Annotated in this window: 15 protein-coding genes; 7 read left to right on the top strand and 8 right to left on the bottom strand. The window is 57.6% G+C overall.

Translation table 11 applies throughout. The features are described 5' to 3' along the window. Nucleotides 1–12 precede the first annotated feature (12 nt). The 3 genes from AMR42_RS08990 to tig form a co-directional block, all read right to left on the bottom strand. On the bottom strand, nucleotides 13–1,032 hold the full coding sequence (locus tag AMR42_RS08990) for an LOG family protein (protein ID WP_099533118.1): 1,020 nt from the start codon (nucleotides 1,030–1,032) through the stop codon (nucleotides 13–15). Nucleotides 1,033–1,396: 364 nt separating this feature from the next. Further along, nucleotides 1,397–1,723, bottom strand: coding sequence for a thioredoxin (trxA, locus tag AMR42_RS08985; protein ID WP_099533117.1), 327 nt, complete (start codon nucleotides 1,721–1,723; stop codon nucleotides 1,397–1,399). Between the two features lie 522 nt (nucleotides 1,724–2,245). Beyond that, nucleotides 2,246–3,733 (bottom strand): trigger factor, encoded by a 1,488-nt coding sequence (gene tig, locus AMR42_RS08980; RefSeq protein ID WP_099533116.1) that lies wholly within the window; start codon nucleotides 3,731–3,733, stop codon nucleotides 2,246–2,248. Nucleotides 3,734–3,930: 197 nt separating this feature from the next. Here tig and AMR42_RS08975 point away from each other — a divergent pair, with 197 nt between their 5' ends. Continuing rightward, nucleotides 3,931–5,025, top strand: a complete 1,095-nt coding sequence (locus AMR42_RS08975) for an aspartate-semialdehyde dehydrogenase (RefSeq protein ID WP_099533115.1) — start codon at nucleotides 3,931–3,933, stop codon at nucleotides 5,023–5,025. On the opposite strand, the gene AMR42_RS20360 is transcribed toward AMR42_RS08975, so the two are convergent. Continuing rightward, nucleotides 5,022–5,198, bottom strand: coding sequence for a hypothetical protein (locus AMR42_RS20360; protein WP_158234420.1), 177 nt, complete (start codon nucleotides 5,196–5,198; stop codon nucleotides 5,022–5,024). The genes AMR42_RS08975 and AMR42_RS20360 overlap by 4 nt on opposite strands. A gap of 29 nt (nucleotides 5,199–5,227) precedes the next feature. Between AMR42_RS20360 and AMR42_RS08970 the strand changes: the two genes are divergently transcribed. Next, complete coding sequence (locus AMR42_RS08970) at nucleotides 5,228–5,509, top strand: hypothetical protein (RefSeq protein ID WP_099533114.1); 282 nt, start codon at nucleotides 5,228–5,230, stop codon at nucleotides 5,507–5,509. A 176-nt stretch (nucleotides 5,510–5,685) separates the two neighbouring features. Beyond that, on the top strand, nucleotides 5,686–6,399 hold the full coding sequence (locus AMR42_RS08965) for an energy-coupling factor ABC transporter ATP-binding protein (protein ID WP_099533113.1): 714 nt from the start codon (nucleotides 5,686–5,688) through the stop codon (nucleotides 6,397–6,399). A gap of 11 nt (nucleotides 6,400–6,410) precedes the next feature. On the opposite strand, the gene ppsA is transcribed toward AMR42_RS08965, so the two are convergent. Next, on the bottom strand, nucleotides 6,411–8,873 hold the full coding sequence (gene ppsA, locus AMR42_RS08960; protein ID WP_099533112.1) for a phosphoenolpyruvate synthase: 2,463 nt from the start codon (nucleotides 8,871–8,873) through the stop codon (nucleotides 6,411–6,413). Between the two features lie 1,162 nt (nucleotides 8,874–10,035). Beyond that, nucleotides 10,036–10,164: a hypothetical protein gene (locus tag AMR42_RS21385; protein ID WP_255407540.1), complete on the bottom strand. Its 129-nt coding sequence runs from the start codon at nucleotides 10,162–10,164 to the stop codon at nucleotides 10,036–10,038. 136 nt (nucleotides 10,165–10,300) lie between these two features. On the opposite strand from AMR42_RS21385, the gene AMR42_RS08955 reads away from it, so the two are divergent. The 4 genes from AMR42_RS08955 to mgtE all read left to right on the top strand — a co-directional run bounded on the left by AMR42_RS08955 (nucleotide 10,301) and on the right by mgtE (nucleotide 16,019). Then, nucleotides 10,301–10,693 (top strand): helix-turn-helix domain-containing protein, encoded by a 393-nt coding sequence (locus AMR42_RS08955; RefSeq protein ID WP_234406874.1) that lies wholly within the window; start codon nucleotides 10,301–10,303, stop codon nucleotides 10,691–10,693. A 253-nt stretch (nucleotides 10,694–10,946) separates the two neighbouring features. Continuing rightward, the gene (locus AMR42_RS08950) at nucleotides 10,947–12,284 is read left to right on the top strand and encodes a sensor histidine kinase (RefSeq protein ID WP_099533111.1); all 1,338 of its coding nucleotides are present in this window, start codon (nucleotides 10,947–10,949) and stop codon (nucleotides 12,282–12,284) included. A 121-nt stretch (nucleotides 12,285–12,405) separates the two neighbouring features. Next, complete coding sequence (locus AMR42_RS08945; RefSeq protein ID WP_099533110.1) at nucleotides 12,406–14,331, top strand: WD40 repeat domain-containing serine/threonine-protein kinase; 1,926 nt, start codon at nucleotides 12,406–12,408, stop codon at nucleotides 14,329–14,331. Nucleotides 14,332–14,609: 278 nt separating this feature from the next. Further along, complete coding sequence (gene mgtE / locus AMR42_RS08940; RefSeq protein WP_234406871.1) at nucleotides 14,610–16,019, top strand: magnesium transporter; 1,410 nt, start codon at nucleotides 14,610–14,612, stop codon at nucleotides 16,017–16,019. Nucleotides 16,020–16,026: 7 nt separating this feature from the next. On the opposite strand, the gene AMR42_RS08935 is transcribed toward mgtE, so the two are convergent. Both AMR42_RS08935 and AMR42_RS20355 read right to left on the bottom strand, forming a co-directional pair. Further along, a complete protein-coding gene (locus AMR42_RS08935) occupies nucleotides 16,027–17,199 on the bottom strand; it encodes an alanine--glyoxylate aminotransferase family protein (RefSeq protein WP_099533109.1) in 1,173 nt (390 codons plus the stop codon). Between the two features lie 92 nt (nucleotides 17,200–17,291). Then, nucleotides 17,292–17,801: molecular chaperone DnaJ (locus AMR42_RS20355; RefSeq protein ID WP_158234418.1), on the bottom strand; the 510-nt coding region annotated here is incomplete at its 5' end.

Genomic DNA, 17,801 nt, shown 5'->3' with positions numbered 1-17,801 from the left:
ACCCGTCGGCAACTATTTCACCTCCGGATGCGGAAACAGCGTCGTGGCAGGCTGAAATTGATTGATTTGGTGAATTAACTGGTGCAACCGACCCAAATCCCGTTGGTTAAACGTCATCACCAAGCGCGGCAACCCCACCGTAGGGCTGTTGCGTTCTGCGGGCAGGGCGGCGGACTTTTCGATCGCCCCACTGACCAAAATGTCCCTGAAGGTTTCGTTCAGTTTTGCCAACCACTCATCCGACAGTTCCGTGCGCAATCGCAACACCAGCCGATCGCCCACATAGCGACTGGAATGATAAATCCGATAGAAGTCGGCGATATAGTCACAGGCGGCGGCCGGGCGATCGGTCATGAAATACAAATTCAAATCTTCGGGGCTGATCAGGCCACGGTGCAGCAGGTGGTCACGGTGGTAGGCTTCCCAGGTTTGCCAATAGTCTCCACCGGGGCGATCGAGCAGCACAATGGGAGCCGGGCCAAACTTGCCCGTTTGCGACAGCGTGAGGCACTCAAACGCCTCATCCTGTGTGCCAAAGCCCCCGGGAAACAGCGCCACCGCATCGCTTTCGCGCAAGAAGAACAGTTTGCGCGTAAAGAAATACTTGAAGTTCACCAGCTTGGGATCCCCGTCAATGTGGGGATTGGAGGTTTGCTCAAAGGGCAATTGGATATTGAGGCCAAAGGATTTTTCCCGGCCGGCCCCCTCGTTGGCCGCCTGCATAATGCCTGGGCCGGCTCCCGTGATGGCCATGAAGCCCCGGGCCGTGATGCAACGGGCAAAGGTCAAGGCCGCCTCATATTCCGGCTCTTGTTCGGGTGTGCGGGCCGAGCCAAAGATGGCCACCTTCCGCACATGGCGATAGGGATAGAACACCTCGATCGCCCGTTGCATGTCGATCAGCGCACCGTTCAGGATTTTCCAATCCAGGCGATCGGCGTGGCTGTCGGCCAATTCCAAAACAGTTTCGAGGGCTAATTGCACCAGGCCGCTGTTGGGAAGGGTTTCCAGGCGATCGAGCAAATCCACCATCTGATGGCGTAACCGTTCTCCACTGTTTCGACGGTCTACGGATAATGACGAAAAGGCCACAGTCCCTCCCTGGCTTGCTTGGGCCAGCGCAATCTGTACTTTTCTTCAATATCTCACTTTACGATCCCCAGCGATCCCCCCTTAAATTGCCGTTAACGTTGCTTCTGCGCCCAGGAGTCACAATCGCCCCAAACAGCCTCCAAGAAATCGAAAACAGGACAAAACAAGGCAAAACAGAACAAAGCAGCCCAAAACAAAAGAACCTGGCAAGGCCAGGCTCTTCAAACCGATGAATTTCAGTTCAGTTTCAGGGACTTTACAAACGTCTGCTGACCTCAGCCAGAACTCGCCCCTTGGCTTTGCTCTAATCGACGTACTTGGCAAGTGTGCCGGCCAACGTGGTCTTCGGCACTGCGCCCACAACCATATCCACGCGATCGCCACCCTTGAAAATCATGAGGGTAGGAATGCTGCGGATACCGTACTGGCTTGCAATGCCAGGATTTTCATCGGTGTTCAGCTTCACAACCTTCACTTTTTTGTCAAATTCTTGGGCGATTTCATCAACCACCGGCGCTACCATCCGACAAGGCCCGCACCAGGGTGCCCAGAAATCTACCAATACTGGGACTGTGCTTTGGAGCACTTCTGCCTCGAAGTTTGCGTCGGTAACTGCCGTTGCTGCCGCCATGCTGACCTATCCTCTAAACCGTTACTAAATCAGTCTTTTGACTCAGACCAATCTTGACATCTTTCCTCGGCCAAAACATGGAAAATTTCCCAAAGCCAAGGTTAGTTCCTGAACCGCCGTTCCCCTGCCTAGACAAGTCCTTGAGGGATTTGGCACGCCATGCTTGATACGAGGCAAATCCAGATTACCACAAGCAAAACTCCAGCTCTGACGATTTGACCGATCGCTCAGAAACTTTACGAGATCGGGTACGAGATCGCGGCGGATCAAGGGAAATCACAGCGAAACCACCGGGGATCCGGGCTGTTTCGGGGTTGCGCTGGGGCGATCGCTGGCGGTGGCTCAGTTAGGGCGCGATCGGGTCGGAGAACCTAGGGATTGCTCCGATCCCGATCGGGCGATCGGCCTTGTTGTTGGCTCACTAGTTTTGCCTATGGCCCATATCAGCCACTTGCATTAGCCACCTGCATTAGCTACCTGCATGAGACACCACAGCGAGACCAACCGCTAGCCGGCCTTGGGTTAGTCGGCCTTCTTGCCCTTGCCCTTCTTGGCCGCGCCCTTTTTACCGGCTGCGTCGGTGTCGTCGGTGTCAGTGTCGGCGGCGCTCTCAGCGGTCACATCGACCGTGGCTTCAGCGGCAGGGGTTTCCTCCGCTTCGGTTGCTTCTGACTCTTCCTCCTGGCTCAGGGAACCGGGTTCCAGCAGCTCAAAGCTGTTGTTTTCCTTCAACCAAGTCAGCACCTTGCCCCGGTATAGGTCTTCGTAAACCACGGATTCCAACCGAGCGCGATCGACCTTTTGGCCAGAAAGGGCCGCCTTCAGCTCCTTCGCGCGGGTTTGCACTTCCTCATCGCTGACCTCGATCGACTCTTTGCGACCCACAGCCCGCAGCACCAAATCCGTCTTCACTTGCCGAACGGCATCCGGGCGCGCCGTTTGCTGCATGTTGGCCATCAGTTCATCGTTCATGAACTTGCGCACATCAATGCCCTGGCTTTGCAGTTGATACATGGACTGGTTCACAATCCCGCGCACCTCTTGCTGCACCAGGCTTTCGGGCAAATCCACATCCACATTGTCAATCAAGGCGGCAATCAGGGCTGCTTCCTTGTTCTGCTCGGTTTGCTCGTCGGCTTCCTGTTGGTACTGGGACTCAAACTCAGCCCGCAGATCCGCCAGGGTTTCGTATTTGCTGATCGACTTGATGAATTCGTCGGTCAGTTCGGGCAGTTCGCGCTCTTTGATGTCATGCAGGGTGATCTCAAAGGTGACTTCGCGATCTTGCAGGTCTTCGCGGCCGTAATCCGCCGGGAAGCGCACGGTGATTGACTTGCTCTCACCGGCATTCATGCCCACGATCCCATCCACAAAGCCGGGGATGAATTTCTTCTGATCCAAGTCCACTTGGAAATCCGTCGCTTCCAGACCGGAGAGATCTTCCGGATCGGTTTTGCCTTCTTCGGGGGTGAGGGTTCCTTTGTAGTCAATCACCACAGCATCGCCCAACTGGGCCGGGCGACCTTCCACGGGAATCAAGTCGGCGGAGGATTCCCGTTGCTGTTCCAGGATCCGATCGACCCGGCTGGGATCGGGATCAACGCGCTCAGCCTGAACGGTCAAGCCGCTGTAGGGGGGCAGGTCAATGTCGGGAACCACATCCAGCGTGACCGCAAAGGTCAGGGTTTGGCCCGGCTCAAACTTCGAGAACAGTTCCTCTTCGGAGGAGGTGATTTGGGCCTGGCCGGCAGGTTCGATTTTTTCTTGCTTGATGGCGGCTTTCACACCCGCTTCCACCAACTCATCCAGACTGGCGGCCTTGAGGGCGGCGGGGCCAATTTGCTGAATCAACACGGCGCGGGGCACTTTGCCCTTGCGGAACCCAGGAAGTTTGACGGCTTTGGCGTACTTACTGAGGGTGTCTTCGTAGACCTTGGCCGACAGTTCAGCGGGCACTTCGATCGTGAGGCTAACCTGACTGGCGGACAGTTTTTCCTGGGTGACTTTCATGGATGATCCAACAACTGACAAACAACTGACAAAACGAAACGGACTCAACGAAACTTGCAACACAAGCTGGCCATAGCCAGACCCATAACCGAGCGACGCGCGGCGCTGGCATAGTGCTGCGGCATCGTGCTGAAGCGAGGTGCGACGTTGACGGGCAAGCTACGCCAGATGAACCGCAATAGACTATCCTAGCTGAAATGCGCCCCTCTGCATGGGCGATCGAGTTGGCTAGTTTTTGGCGTTCCTGGGGAGAGAAGACCTTGGCTGGATATCGCGTCGCCATTTTGGGCGCTACGGGCGCTGTGGGTACGGAGCTGCTGCAATTGCTGGAAGAACGGCAGTTCCCGATCGCAGAACTGAAGTTGCTGGCTTCGGCGCGATCGGCCGGCCAGACCTGTACCTTTGGCGGCGAAACCCTGACCGTGGAAGCCACCACCGCCGAAGCATTCAAGGGCGTGGATATTGTCCTGGCTTCGGCCGGCGGCAGCACCTCCAAAGCTTGGATCGACACGATCGTGGCCGCTGGAGCCGTGACGATTGATAATTCCAGCGCCTTTCGGATGCGGCCCGATGTGCCCCTGGTTGTGCCCGAAGTGAACCCCGACGCGGCAGCCCACCACGAGGGAATCATTGCCAACCCCAACTGCACCACGATTCTGATGGCCGTGGCCACTTGGCCCTTGCATTTGGTGCAACCGATCCAGCGGATTGTGGCCGCCACCTACCAATCGGCCAGCGGCGCGGGCGCTCGGGCCATGGAAGAAGTGAAGGTGCAGTCGCGGGCGATTTTGGATGGGGGCGAGCCGGTGGCGGAAATTTTGCCCTATCCCTTGGCCTTTAACCTGTTCCCACACAATTCGCCCCTGGGATCCAATGGCTACTGCGAAGAAGAAATGAAAATGGTGAACGAAACCCGCAAGATCTTCGGCACCGAAGCCCTGCGGGTGACAGCCACTTGCGTGCGCGTGCCGGTGTTGCGGGCCCACTCGGAGGCGCTGAATCTGGAATTTGCGGAGCCGTTCCCGGTCGATCGCGCCCGCGAGATTCTGAAATCGGCGGCCGGTGTGACCCTGCTGGAAGATTGGGAGCGCAACTACTTCCCGATGCCGATCGATGCCAGTGGCAAAGATGACGTGTTGGTGGGTCGGATTCGCCAAGACATTTCCAACCCCAATGCGATCGACCTCTGGCTCTGTGGCGACCAAATTCGCAAGGGTGCGGCCCTGAATGCGGTGCAAATCGCGGAACTGCTGGTGGAAAAAGGCTGGGTGAAGCGCAAATCCGCCCGTTAAAGCAACCGGTAAATCAAGGGGCCGGTCAGGTGCAGACAAGGGGCTTCAGCCCCTTGCCCCCTCACGGTGCGATCGCGGTGGGGGTGTGATCGGTTTTCTGGGCGATCGCGCCTTGGCCGCCGCGCTAAGATGATCCCGGCTGCGCCCCACTCGATGAAGGCTGAATCGGCCAACTCCCAAGCTGTTTCTGGTTTCCAGTGCTATGTTCACGATCGAAGTTGCTCTCAAGAGTTCGCCCGCCACGTTTTCGGTGCAGCGCAAGAATGCGGAAGATGCGGAAGCACTCTATGCGGAAATTTTGGGTTTTGTGCAATCGGGTCAGGCCCAATGGCTTGATTTGACCTGTGAAAAAATGGTGGGCAAGAAAATTTCTATCCTGACCAGCGAAGTGGTGGCTGTGCAAATCAGCGATAAGTCTGGCGCAGCCCAAGCGGGTGGCCGGACGGCCGGTTTCTTGGCCGCCGCCACGGGCGCAACCAACTAAGTCTGCCGTGATCGATCCAATCGCCACTCAACCAGACAAGGGACTTAAGCCCCTTGCTCCTCAACGGATTTGAGCACCATCATGCGGGTTCGTTGGGTTGAGGTTGCCCTGTGATTGGATCGGTCTTGCGGACGGCTCAACATCTCTATCGCGCACTGTTAAGGACGATCGCCCCCATGCAAGGCCAGCCCAAACCGGATGAGCGGGGATTGTTCCCAAACGATCGGGTGACGGAACCAGCGATCGCGGTGCGGCAGGTCTCGTTCCAGTGGGCAACTGATAAACCCGTCCTGAAAAACTGTTCCCTGAGCGTGCCCGCCGGGGAATTTTGGATGCTGCTGGGAACCAATGGCAGCGGCAAATCAACCCTGATGCAGCTCTTGGCGGGGTTGAACCAACCGAGCGCCGGGCAGGTGTTGTTGCGGCGGCCCGTGGGCTTTGTGTTCCAAAATCCCGATCGCCAATTGGTGATGCCCACGGTGGGGGCAGATGTGGCCTTTGGGTTAGCTGAAGAGAATTTGTCGGTGATCGAAACGCGCGATCGAATCCGCAGCGCCCTGGCTGAACTCAATATTTTGGACTTAGAGCGCCGCCCGATCTATGCCCTCAGTGGCGGCCAAAAGCAGCGGGTGGCCATTGCCGGAGCGATCGCCACCCGTTGCGAAGTCTTGTTGCTCGATGAACCTACCGCCCTGCTCGACCCCGACAGTCAATTGGACTTGGTGCGCTGCGTGCGGCAGTTAGTGGACGATCGGGGAATTACGGCCCTGTGGGTGACCCATCGCCTGGAAGAACTGGACTATTGCGATGGGGCCTTTTTGCTGGAAAACGGGCAGGTTGTGGCCGCCGGCAAACCAGCGGCCATGCGCGATCGACTCCTGACCCCGTAAGCGCTCAGGGGCTATGGCACGGTTTCCGTTTCAATGTCCGCGATCGCCAGCAGCGTCTTCAAGACCGAATCCGGGTTCAAGCTGATGGAGTCAATCCCCTCCTGCACCAGGAATTGGGCAAATTCGGGGTAATCACTGGGCGCTTGACCACAAATCCCAATTTTGCGGCCGTTGGCCTTGGCGGTCTTAATCGCCATGCTCACCATCCGTTTCACCGCCGTGCAGCGTTCATCGAACAGGTGCGCCACCAAGGCGGAATCGCGATCGAGACCCAACGTGAGTTGCGTCAGGTCATTGGAGCCGATCGAGAACCCATCAAACACCTCGCTGAAGGCATCGCCCGCGATCACGTTGCTCGGCAGCTCGCACATCACATAAACTTGCAAGCCGTTTTCGCCCCGTTTCAGGCCGTTTTCCGCCATCACCTCCAACACCCGCATTCCCTCTTCCGGTGTGCGGCAGAACGGAATCATCGGAATCACATTGGTTAAGCCCATGTCGTCCCGGACGCGCTTCAGGGCCTGGCATTCCAACGCGAAGGCGGCCCGGAATTTCGGATCATAGTAGCGAGATGCGCCGCGCCAGCCAATCATCGGGTTTTCTTCGACTGGTTCAAACTGCCGCCCGCCCAGCAGGTTGGCATATTCATTGGTCTTGAAATCCGACATCCGCACAATCACCGGCTTGGGATAGAAGGCCGCCACGATCGTGCCCACCCCTTGGGCCAGCTTCTCCACATAGTATTGCGGACGATTGGTCTTATACAGGTGCGTCAACTCGCTCACCTGCTTACGCACCGACTTATCCTCCAGCTTGTCGTACTGGATCAGCGCCATCGGGTGTACTTGGATGTGGTTGGCAATAATGAACTCCAACCGAGCCAAACCCACCCCATCACAGGGCAACGAGGCCAAACTAAACGCCTCTTCCGGGTTGCCCACGTTCATCAAGATCTGGGTCTTGGGTCGGGGCAAATTATCCAGGCGGGTTTCCTTAATCTCAAAGGGCACTTCTCCGGCATAGACCTTGCCTTCGTCCCCTTCACAACAGGACACCGTGAGCATTTGGCCCGTTTCCACGGCACTGGTGGCGTTGCCGGCCCCCACGATCGCCGGGATGCCCATTTCGCGGGCAATGATTGCCGCGTGACAGGTGCGCCCGCCTTGGTTGGTGACGATCGCGCTGGCCTTCTTCATAATCGGTTCCCAGTCCGGATCCGTGCGGTTGGTCACCAGCACTTCACCTGCCTCGAACTCGTCAATGCGATGCACGTCTAAAATCACCCTTGCTCGACCGCGGCCCACCTTTTCACCGACGCTGCGACCGGTAATCACCACCGGTGGCCGTTGTTCCGGCGGCAGCGTAATCACGTAGTTTTGCAGCACGTTCCCGCTGCGTTGGGACTGCACCGTTTCCGGGCGGGCTTGCACAATAAACAAATCGCCCGTTTGCCCATCTTTGGCCCACTCGATGTCCATCGGAGTCGGCACGCCACGCACTTCGGAATAGTGATCCTCAATGATCACCGCCCAGCGGGCCAGTTGCACAATGTCATCGTCCCCGATCGCATAGCGGTTGCGATCGGCCACGGCCACCGGCACATTTTTGGTGGGTTTGGTGCTGCCCGGCGCGTAGATCATCTTGATCTCTTTCGTGCCCAGCCGCTTACTCAGAATGGGCCGCTTGCCCTGGGCCAAGGTGGGTTTAAAGACCACGTACTCATCGGGGTTCACCGCCCCTTGCACCACGTTTTCGCCCAAACCATAGGCCGCCGTCACCAGCACCACATCCCGGAAGCCGGTTTCCGTGTCCAGGGTGAAAATCACGCCCGAGCTGTCCATGTCGGAGCGCACCATCTTTTGCACCCCCACGGACAGGGCCACTTCAAAGTGGTCAAAGCCCTTAATTTGGCGGTAGGAAATGGCGCGATCGGTGAAAATCGACGCAAAACAGCGCTTACAGGCTTCCAACACCGCCGCCATGCCATGGACGTTCAGATAGGTTTCCTGTTGCCCCGCAAAGCTGGCATCGGGCAAATCTTCCGCCGTGGCGCTCGATCGCACCGCCACATCCACATCCGCCCCGTATTGCGAACAGAGCGCCTGGTAAGCCCGGGTGATTTCCTCTTGCAAATTCATCGGAAATTCCGCGTGCAAAATCAAATTCCGAGCCTTTTGACCACACCGCCGCAAACTTTCGCCATTATCCACATCTAAGGTGGCAAAAATGTCCCGCAGCTTGGCTTCTAACCCCGATTCTTGAATAAACGACCGGTAGGCAAACGCCGTGGTGGCAAATCCGTTCGGAACGCGCACGCCCTTCGCGGTCAACTGACGAATCATTTCTCCCAAAGAGGCATTCTTACCGCCAACCAAGGGCAAATCGGCAATGCCCACTTGATCGAACCAAAGCACTAACGCCCGATCGCGATCGGCCGCAGGGCGGGCATGAGGCACTGACGTGGCATGTGTCATAACCAAAGACCTCAGAACAACCTTGAACAACCTTCTTGAACAACCTTCAAGAACGGCATCTGCAATCGGCAATTATTGTCAGGAATCCCTTGATTGATCCCCTCTTTAGCCAACAACGACCAGAGGCGATGGTTGCCATCCAACCCTCGCTAAAATTCGGTTAATTTGCCCTCTGACCGCTCGCAGAGCCAGCCCAATGACCCTCATCCTTCAGCAGCATTGCAGCAAAAAATCCGCATCACCGCTTATCGAAATTCACGGTTTGAGGCAAGTTAACGATCAAAACCCGACATTAATGGTCAGAAATGGTCAGATGATGCGAAACGATGGCACTCCGTTGAAATCAATCTTTTGAAGTCAATCTTGGTCAAGCCTATGCAACAATAATGGGGATCTCAGACCTTAACAGTTCGTAATCTTGAATGAGATGAGGGAATCGATCAAAATCTGAGGAGCCGCCACAGGGATCCACCGGATGACTCGATCGAATGATCGTGTTAAGAGAGTTTGTGAACCCATTGACAAAATAGTCCGATCATTTGCCGACTATTTTGGAATTTGCTGAACTTGACCTTTATAGGAGGAGATACTTCAATCGTTCCTCAAAGGACATGATTTAGGCAAGGTCATTTCCAAGTTGATTCTTGGAATCCGAAAGTAAAGAATTCAATCTGATTTGACGATTGAGGGCAATCTAAAGGAAAATAAAAATATCCGAAACGTCTTTGAGTCCTTGAGAACTCCCTGAGAAAGTTTGAAGTTTCCTGACTTTTAGTTCAGAGACTTTAAGTTTCCATGACTGTCGATTGGATTTCTATCAATTTTTAACCGCTGAAATCCCTTAACTCGGCGGTGATTTCAATCCAGTCAGTCAGTTCTTGGGTTGCTGCTTCTGGTCAGCCTTCACTGTGGACACCATCAGCCCCCAATTCCCAAAACCATGCACAGGAGCTGTGTTATCGCAATTTTTGGCTTGGGATGGCGTAATTCAGTGCGTATGATGAGTAGATGGTTATCTTATCCAATCGTCATGGTGGTAATAGCAACCACTGCCGACGATGGATTAAGCATGGGCTATCGTGCCTTGAACGATCGTGCGTTAACGATGATGTGTCTACGGCCAGGTCATGGGCGGTGTTACGGCTAGTACGCCGCTGACTCACTAGTTGCCCCGCTGGCTCAGGCCCGCGCGCTGCAACCGGTGGGAATGACCGGTTATAGGGCTGGCTTGGAACAGGCCCAAGGGGCGATCGCCCTGCGCATCTGGCACTGCCCACCAATGGGCAGTCACAGCACCCAGTCAACGTCTAGACCGGCGATCTCAAAACTCTCATTCATTTCTCAATTCCTCATGTTTGAGGATCCACAAAGGGTGGAACTGGGAGGGGGAAATCAATCATTCCCAGTGTGTTTTAGGAGGCACAACCATGGGTAAACAACAGGGGTTGATGACGGCTGAGCAAACCTGCACCGATAGTGCTTGCCCAATCCAGGTCGTTTTGGAGGCGATCGGTCATAAATGGTCGATCTTGATTTTGCGGCTGCTGCGCGATCAACCACGGCGGCCCAGTGAGCTGATGATGCTGTTACCCGGCATTAGCAGCAAAACGCTCACTCAACGGCTGCGGGGTCTGGAACGCCACGGCTTAATTGTGCGGCGGGTTTATCCCGAGGTGCCGCCCCACGTGGAATATGCTTTGACGGCCAAGGGTCAGGAGGTGGAACCGGTGATGCAGGCGATGGCGCAGTTGGGTTTGAAATGGGTCGATAGCGACGATCCCTGTGGTTGCCACCCCAATGCTAAGTTGACGGTCGTTTAGGCTCGGCCGGGCTGGAGTTGTGCCGGGCTGGGACGGGACGGGACTGGGACAGCACCAGACGAGGACTGTACCGGCCTGGGACTGTTTGGAAACTAAAGTTCGGGATAAGCTGAAACCTGGTATTCCCGGTTGAAACGCCCCCAGTGGGATTCATCAACCATCAACGGGAATCCTGGCTTAGCCCGAACAACCATTAACGCAGGCCCCACAACAGCCGGCCCCACAGGACGGAGCTTGAGACCCGTTTTTGCTGATGAGTGACAAGAGCCTATGCCCCCCGGTGTTGCATGAGCCGGCCAGTTCGTCCTTGGGGCTGGAGGCAACCCTGGCGGATTTACCAAGCTATGACTGCCTGGTGGATGTGGCGGTTTCGGGATTCGCGCTGGCGAGCTGGCTGGCCCGTTATCCCCGGGTTCCTGGGGCGATTGTGATCGATCGCGGCCGGCTGGAGGGGGTGATTACCCGCCAGCAATTATTGGAATTTGCCATTCGGCCCTCGGGGGCAGCCATTTTGGAGCAGCCGCTGCAGGCCCTATGGGGCTATTTGGAGCGAGATTGCCTAACTTTGCCGGTGGAGTTACCGATCGTCCAGGCCATGAAACGGGCCGTGAGCCGCACGATCGGGCTGTTGACGGATCCGATCGTGGTGCAATGCGCCGAAGGCCCTCGGCTGCTGGACACGCGCGCTTTGATTGTGGCGGATTGGCAAATTCGCGGCATTGAAACCCAGGCTCGCTATGAGCGAATGCAGCTTCAGGCGATTCAAAACGACAAGCTGGCCAGCCTGGGGCGGTTGGTGGATGGAGTGGCACACCAAATTTTGGATCCGGTGGGGTTCATTTGGGGCAACCTGAGCCATCTGGGATCTTACGGGGAACAGTTGGTGCAGTTGGTGGATGCCTACCGAGATTGGGCAGAACAGTCTAAGCAACCAATCCCCTGGACGATTACCAACTTGGAAGAGTCGGTGGATTTTGACTTTTTGCGGGATGATTTGCCGCTGTTGCTCAGTAGTTTGCGCAATGGGGCGGAACGGCTGAAGGCGATTGTCAGCAGTTTGCAAAATTTTTGCCATCTCGATGATGTGTATCCGCATCCAACGGATTTGCACCAACGGCTGAATAGCATTGTGCTGCTGCTGCAAAGCCGGTTGTCGGTACAGATTGAGTTTGTGCGCAATTACGGTTCGTTGCCACCGGTTTGTTGCTATGGCAGTCAGATCGATCGGGCGTTGATGGCGGTGTTGGTGAATGCGGTGGATGTGCTGTTGGAGCGGGGAACGCGGGCCCAACTCAAGGCGGTGACCCTGAGCGCGGCGGAACAGCCCTACATCGAAATCAACACTTGGGTGGAACAGGATGCGGCGGCTCATTCCTGGGCGGTGGTGTCGATCGCGGATAATGGCCCCGGTTTGACGGCGATTCAGCGCCAGCAAATTTTGGAAAATTTCCAGCTCGATCGCCACCGGGTCAAGGAAACGGGCCTCACGGCGACCCATCACATCATCACTTCGCGCCATGGGGGCCAGTTAGATTTGCTCGATCGCCCCAGTGGGGGTCTGGAAGTGGTGATTCGGTTGCCTTTGGCCTAGGGAGTGGCGGTGGCCGTGGGCCGCAACTGCGCCAATTGTCCCCATTTAGGCTGTTTAGGCTTGGATCCTTGGCTTAACATGGAAGCAACTCAATCAAAGGGTGACTGCTGCCCTGTGCGGTATGGTTTGCTGCTTAAATCCGCACTGTCATCAACCGATGAATCGGGATGATGCCCAATTTTGCCAATCCTGCGGGGCAGCCTTGGTGGCACAGTTGCGCAATCGCTATCAACCGGTGCGGCCGGTGGGGCAAGGGGGATTTGGCCGCAGTTATTTGGCCATTGACCTCGATCGACTCCAGCAACCTTGCATCATCAAACAGTTTTCGCCCCAAGGCGGCAACCCAATTCACTCGATCGCCGGGGGTTCCATCAGTCGCGGTTTGTTGGCGACGGACTCCCTCACCGGTACGATCGCCCAAGACAGCAGCTACGACAAATACGAGCAGCTCTTTGCCGAAGAGGCCCAACGGTTAGCGGAATTGGGCGAGCATCCCCAAATTCCCGCCCTCTACGCCTATTTTGCGGAAGGGGGCCGGCTCTACTTGGTGCAGCAGTTCATTGCGGGGGACACGTTAGCCCAGCGGGTGGCCCGCGTGGGCCCCTGGAGCGAGGCGGCAGTGCGATCGCTCCTGTTGGACTTACTGCCGGTGTTGCAGTTTGTCCACGGACGCAATGTGATTCACCGGGACATTAAGCCAGACAACATTGTGCTGCCGGAGGCGGGCGAAAAGCCGGTCTTGATTGACTTTGGCGTGGCCAAGCAACTGACGGGCGAAACGGTGACCCGGGGGGGAACCCGGGTGGGCACGGAAGGCTATGCGCCCTTGGAACAATTGCGGAGTGGCCATGCCTACCCGGCCAGCGATCTTTACAGCTTGGCGGCGACAAGTTTGTTTGCGCTCACGGGCCATGCACCGGAGGAGTTGTTTGATCCTTTGGCGGGTCGGTGGGTATGGAGCGATCGCTTGCAGGAACAGGGGCGATCGGTTGATCCGCGCCTGGGGCAAGTGCTCGATCGACTGCTGAGCGATCGCGTCAGCGAGCGTTACCCCAGCGCCGAAGCCGTGATCACCGCCCTGACGGAAGGCGACGCAGCCCCCGCGGCCGCGCCCAGCCCCCCGGTCACCCGGGATCTCGGGCACTACAAGTGGCGACCCACCGTCACGATCGCGGCCCACAGCGATCGGATCTGTGCCCTGACCTTTAGTCCCAATGGGCAATGGCTGGCCAGCGCCGGGGGCGATCGCCAAATTCGCCTTTGGCAGTGGGCCACGGCCAGCTTGCAAGCCGCCTGGGATGGCCATGATGGGCGGATCACGGCCCTGCTCTTTAGCCCCGATGGGGACAGCCTGATTTCTGCCAGCAGCGATCGCACCGTGCGGGTTTGGCCGATCACTGGCGGCCCTGCACGCCATTGCCTCAAACATCACCAGGATTGGGTCAGCGCGATCGCCCTCTCACCCGATGGTCAAACCCTGGCCAGCAGTGGCGACGATGGGCGCTTGGTGTTGTGGAACTGGCGCAGCGGCGAACTGCTCCACAGTTGGCGCGCCCACAGCCGACCGATTCCCGCCTTGGCCTGGAGCCACGATGGCCAGGTGCTCATTGGCGGATGCAGCGATGGGCTAATTGGCTTTTGGGATGCCCGATCGGGCGATCGGCTCCACAGCCTGCAACAACACCTGGGTCGAATTTGCGCCCTGCAAGCCACTCCCAACGGCCAGTGGCTAATCAGCGCTGGCGAAGACAAAACCATCAAGCTCTGGCCCCTGCAAGCCGGTCAACCCAGCAACGACAAGCCCCAGCACATTTTCCGCGACAGCACCGAAGCCGTCTTTGCCCTGGCCGTTGCGCCCCATACGGGCCTGCTGATTGCGGGCGGGGAAGATCGCAAAGTTTATTGCTGGAACCTGGCCGACCAGGAACTATTACAGGTGATGAAGGGCCATGATTGGTGGGTCAATGCGGTGGCGATCGCCCCCGATGGGTTGACCTTGGCCAGTGGCAGTGGCGATCACACCATCCAAATTTGGCAACCCACCTAATTTGGCAACCCTAAGGCCAGCTCAAGGCCAAACTCAGTCCAACAACCGCCAGCCCATGCAGCAGGCGGTGATCTTGACCAATGCCCGAGATCCGGAGGGCCACGCCCCAATTCACCGATCATCTGCAAAACGGGACTTTCAGCAACTTCCGTTGCCAAACCCCTTAAACTAATGGCTAGTTTGGCAGGCCCAGCCCGGGCCGTCGATCATCGTTATCGCCCCACCATGCCGTAACGCAACTTAATTCCAAGCAAGACGACCGATGAGGAGGATCGAGCATGGCCACTGAGCAAGAGCTAGACATGAATTCGGCTCAGGGGATTTCTCGGCGGGAACTCCGCGACCTCGTGCGTGAACAATTGCGAGTCCTCTTGGAGCAAAACAACCTGACCGGTGCCAAGGCGCTGTTGGTTCCCGTCAAGGCCCCTGACATTGCCGAGGCGATCGAGGGGTTACCCGAAACCATGCAGGCCCTAGCCTTTCGGCTCTTGCCCAAGGACGATGCGGCGGAAGTTTATGAACACCTAGAATCCAACGTTCAACAACTGTTGATTGAAGACTTCAAGCGCCAAGAAGTCTTGGATATTGTCGATAAAATGTCGCCGGACGATCGGGCCAAACTCTTTGATGAGTTGCCCGCCAAACTGGTGCGGCGGATTGTTGACCAACTGAGCCATGCGGAACGGGAAGCCACCGCCCTGCTGTTAGGTTATGAAGCCAGCACCGCCGGCCGAATCATGACCCCCAAATACATTTCCCTGAAAGAGGAAATGACCGTTGATGATGCCCTGGCTCGGATTCGCCGCCTCGCGGACACCACAGAAACCATCTATTACCTTTATGTAACCGATAACACCCGCTGCCTGACGGGCATTGTTTCCCTGCGGGATATCGTCACCTCCCATCCACAACAGTTGGTGAGCGAGCTGGTGACCCGGGATGTGGTCAGCGTCACCACCGATGAAGACCAAGAGGAAGTGGCCCGCATTATCCAGCGCTACGACTTTTTGGCCGTGCCCGTGGTCGATCGGGAAAAGCGTTTGGTAGGCATCGTCACCGTAGACGACGTGATCGACATTTTGGAAGAAGAAGCCACCAAAGACATCTATGCCTTGGGCGGTGTGCAAGCCGGTGATGATGACTATTTCCAAACCAACCTGGTGACCGTGGCCCAGCGGCGGGTGGTTTGGTTGTTGGTGTTGTTGGTCACCAATGCGGTCACCGGGGCCATCATTCGCGGCCAGGACGACATCCTGAAACAGGTGGTGTCCTTGGCTTCCTTCATCCCGCTGTTGATTGGGACGGGCGGGAACGTGGGGGCCCAGTCTTCCACCGTGGTGATTCGGGGACTGAACATTGACCAGATTCGATCGGGGCCCCTGCGGGTCATTCGCCGGGAAGCCGTAGCCGGGGCCCTGCTGGGGATGATGCTCGGAACAATGGTTTGCGTGGGGGCCATGCTGTTTCAATATCCGCCCGCCGTCGCCATTTCCGTGGGCGTGAGCCTGATGGCCATTTCTACTTTGGCGGCCACGGCGGGATCGGTCTTGCCCTTTTTGTTCCAGAGCGTGGGCTTTGACCCGGCCCTGATGTCAGCGCCCTTCATCACCACAGCGGTGGACATGTTGGGGGTTTTGACCTATTTCACCGTGGCGCGGTTCATGTTGGCCCGCTTCCACGGGGGCTGAAGCGGAACTAGCGATTCAGCACTTGCTCCAGGGCCTTCAGCAGGGTCAGCACCGTTTCGGGCCGACTGTTAAAGCCCATCAGCCCCACTCGCCAAACCTTGCCGGCCAACTCGCCCAGGCCGCCACCGATTTCGATGTTGTAGTCCTCCAGCAGGCGACGAGCCACGGCCTTGGCATCCACGCCCTCGGGTACGCAAACGGTGGTGAGCGACGGCAAGCGAATCTCTTCGGCAACCTGGCATTTCAGGCCCATGGCCGCCAGCCCATCCCACAACAACCGTGCATTGTCCGCATGGCGTTGCCAGCGAGCTTCGAGGCCCTCTTCGGCCACCAGGCGCAGGGCTTCCCGGATGGCGTAGTTCATGTTGATCGGGGCGGTGTGGTGGTAGGTGCGATCGCTCCCCCAATATTTGCCCACCAGCGCCATATCCAAATACCAGTTGGCCACGGGGGTTTTGCGGGCCCGCAGCTTGGCCAAGGCCCGATCGCCCAGGGTGAAGGGCGAAATCCCCGGCGGGCAGCTCAGACACTTTTGGCTGCCGCTGTAGGCCGCATCCACACCCCAAGCATCCAAAAACAGCGGCACACCGCCCAAACTGGTGACCGTATCCACCAACAGCAGGCAGTCAAATTCCCGGCAGAGATCGCTCACACCTTCGAGGGGTTGCCGGGCCCCGGTGGAGGTTTCCGCATGGACTAACCCGAGGATTGCCGGCCGGTGGGCTTCCAAGGCGGTGCGCAACTCCGGTAACGAGAATGCCTCGCCCCAGGGTCGGTGAATTTGCCGCACTTCCGCGCCGTAGCGGCTGGCCATGTCGCTCATCCGATGGCCAAAATAGCCATTGACCCCCACCAACACCACATCACCCGGCTCCACCAAGTTGGCCAGGGTGGCTTCCATGGCGGCGCTGCCCGTGCCACTGACCGGAATCGTCAAGCTGTTGTCCGTTTGCCAGGCGTAACGCAGCAGCTCTTGCACCTCGTTCATCAGCTCAATGAAGCACGGGTCGAGGTGGCCAACTTGCCGCATCCCGATCGCCTGGAGCACCCGGGGGTGAGCATTCGAGGGGCCCGGCCCCAACAGCAGGCGCGGCGGCACGTTCAGTTGGCTGGTTTGCAGGCGGTGGCGATCGCTAACGGTGGGCGCGGAGGTGGTGGGGTTGGGAACTGCGGCAATCATAAGGCTCTAAAAAACAGGTCTTTTATGATTGACCCATGATAAAAGCTGGCCGATCGCCCAACGATGAAGCCTGATTAAGATTTTTTGGCCCCTCAGCCCGATCGCAAACTCAGCCGCTGCAACTCGTGATCGACCAATAGCCACAACTGACGATTGCGGGGGTCGGTGTTGAGGGCTTTTTTCAGATAGGTTTCGGCGCGGCTGCCCTGGCCTCGATTAATGAGTTCCCGGCCCCAACGGTGATAGGCGATCGCCAACCACTGTTTCACCTCTTCGTCCCGATCGAGCCGTTGGGCCAACCCCTCCGCCAGGGCGATCGCGCTGGGGAATCGCCCCCCCTGGAACAGCTCCTGGAGCCGACGGAACGCATTTTCCTTTAACTCTTGCTCAAAGGGCGACAGGGAGGGATTCACCTGCACCTGAGGTTTCGCGGTCGATCGCGCGGTCGATCGCGCGGTTGATTGGTAGCGATCAGACTGCGCCGCTGCTGGGTTGGGCCCTGGGTTAGTTGCTGGATTCGGCGCTGGGCCAGGCGCTTGATTCGTTGCTGGGCGAGTTGCTGAGTTAGGCGCTGGGGCGGGTTCCTGAGGCGGCGGCGCGGC

The organism is Limnothrix sp. PR1529 (assembly GCF_002742025.1).
Classification (GTDB): Bacteria; Cyanobacteriota; Cyanobacteriia; order CACIAM-69d; family CACIAM-69d; genus CACIAM-69d.
This window is presented reverse-complemented; position numbering and strand designations above follow the sequence as displayed.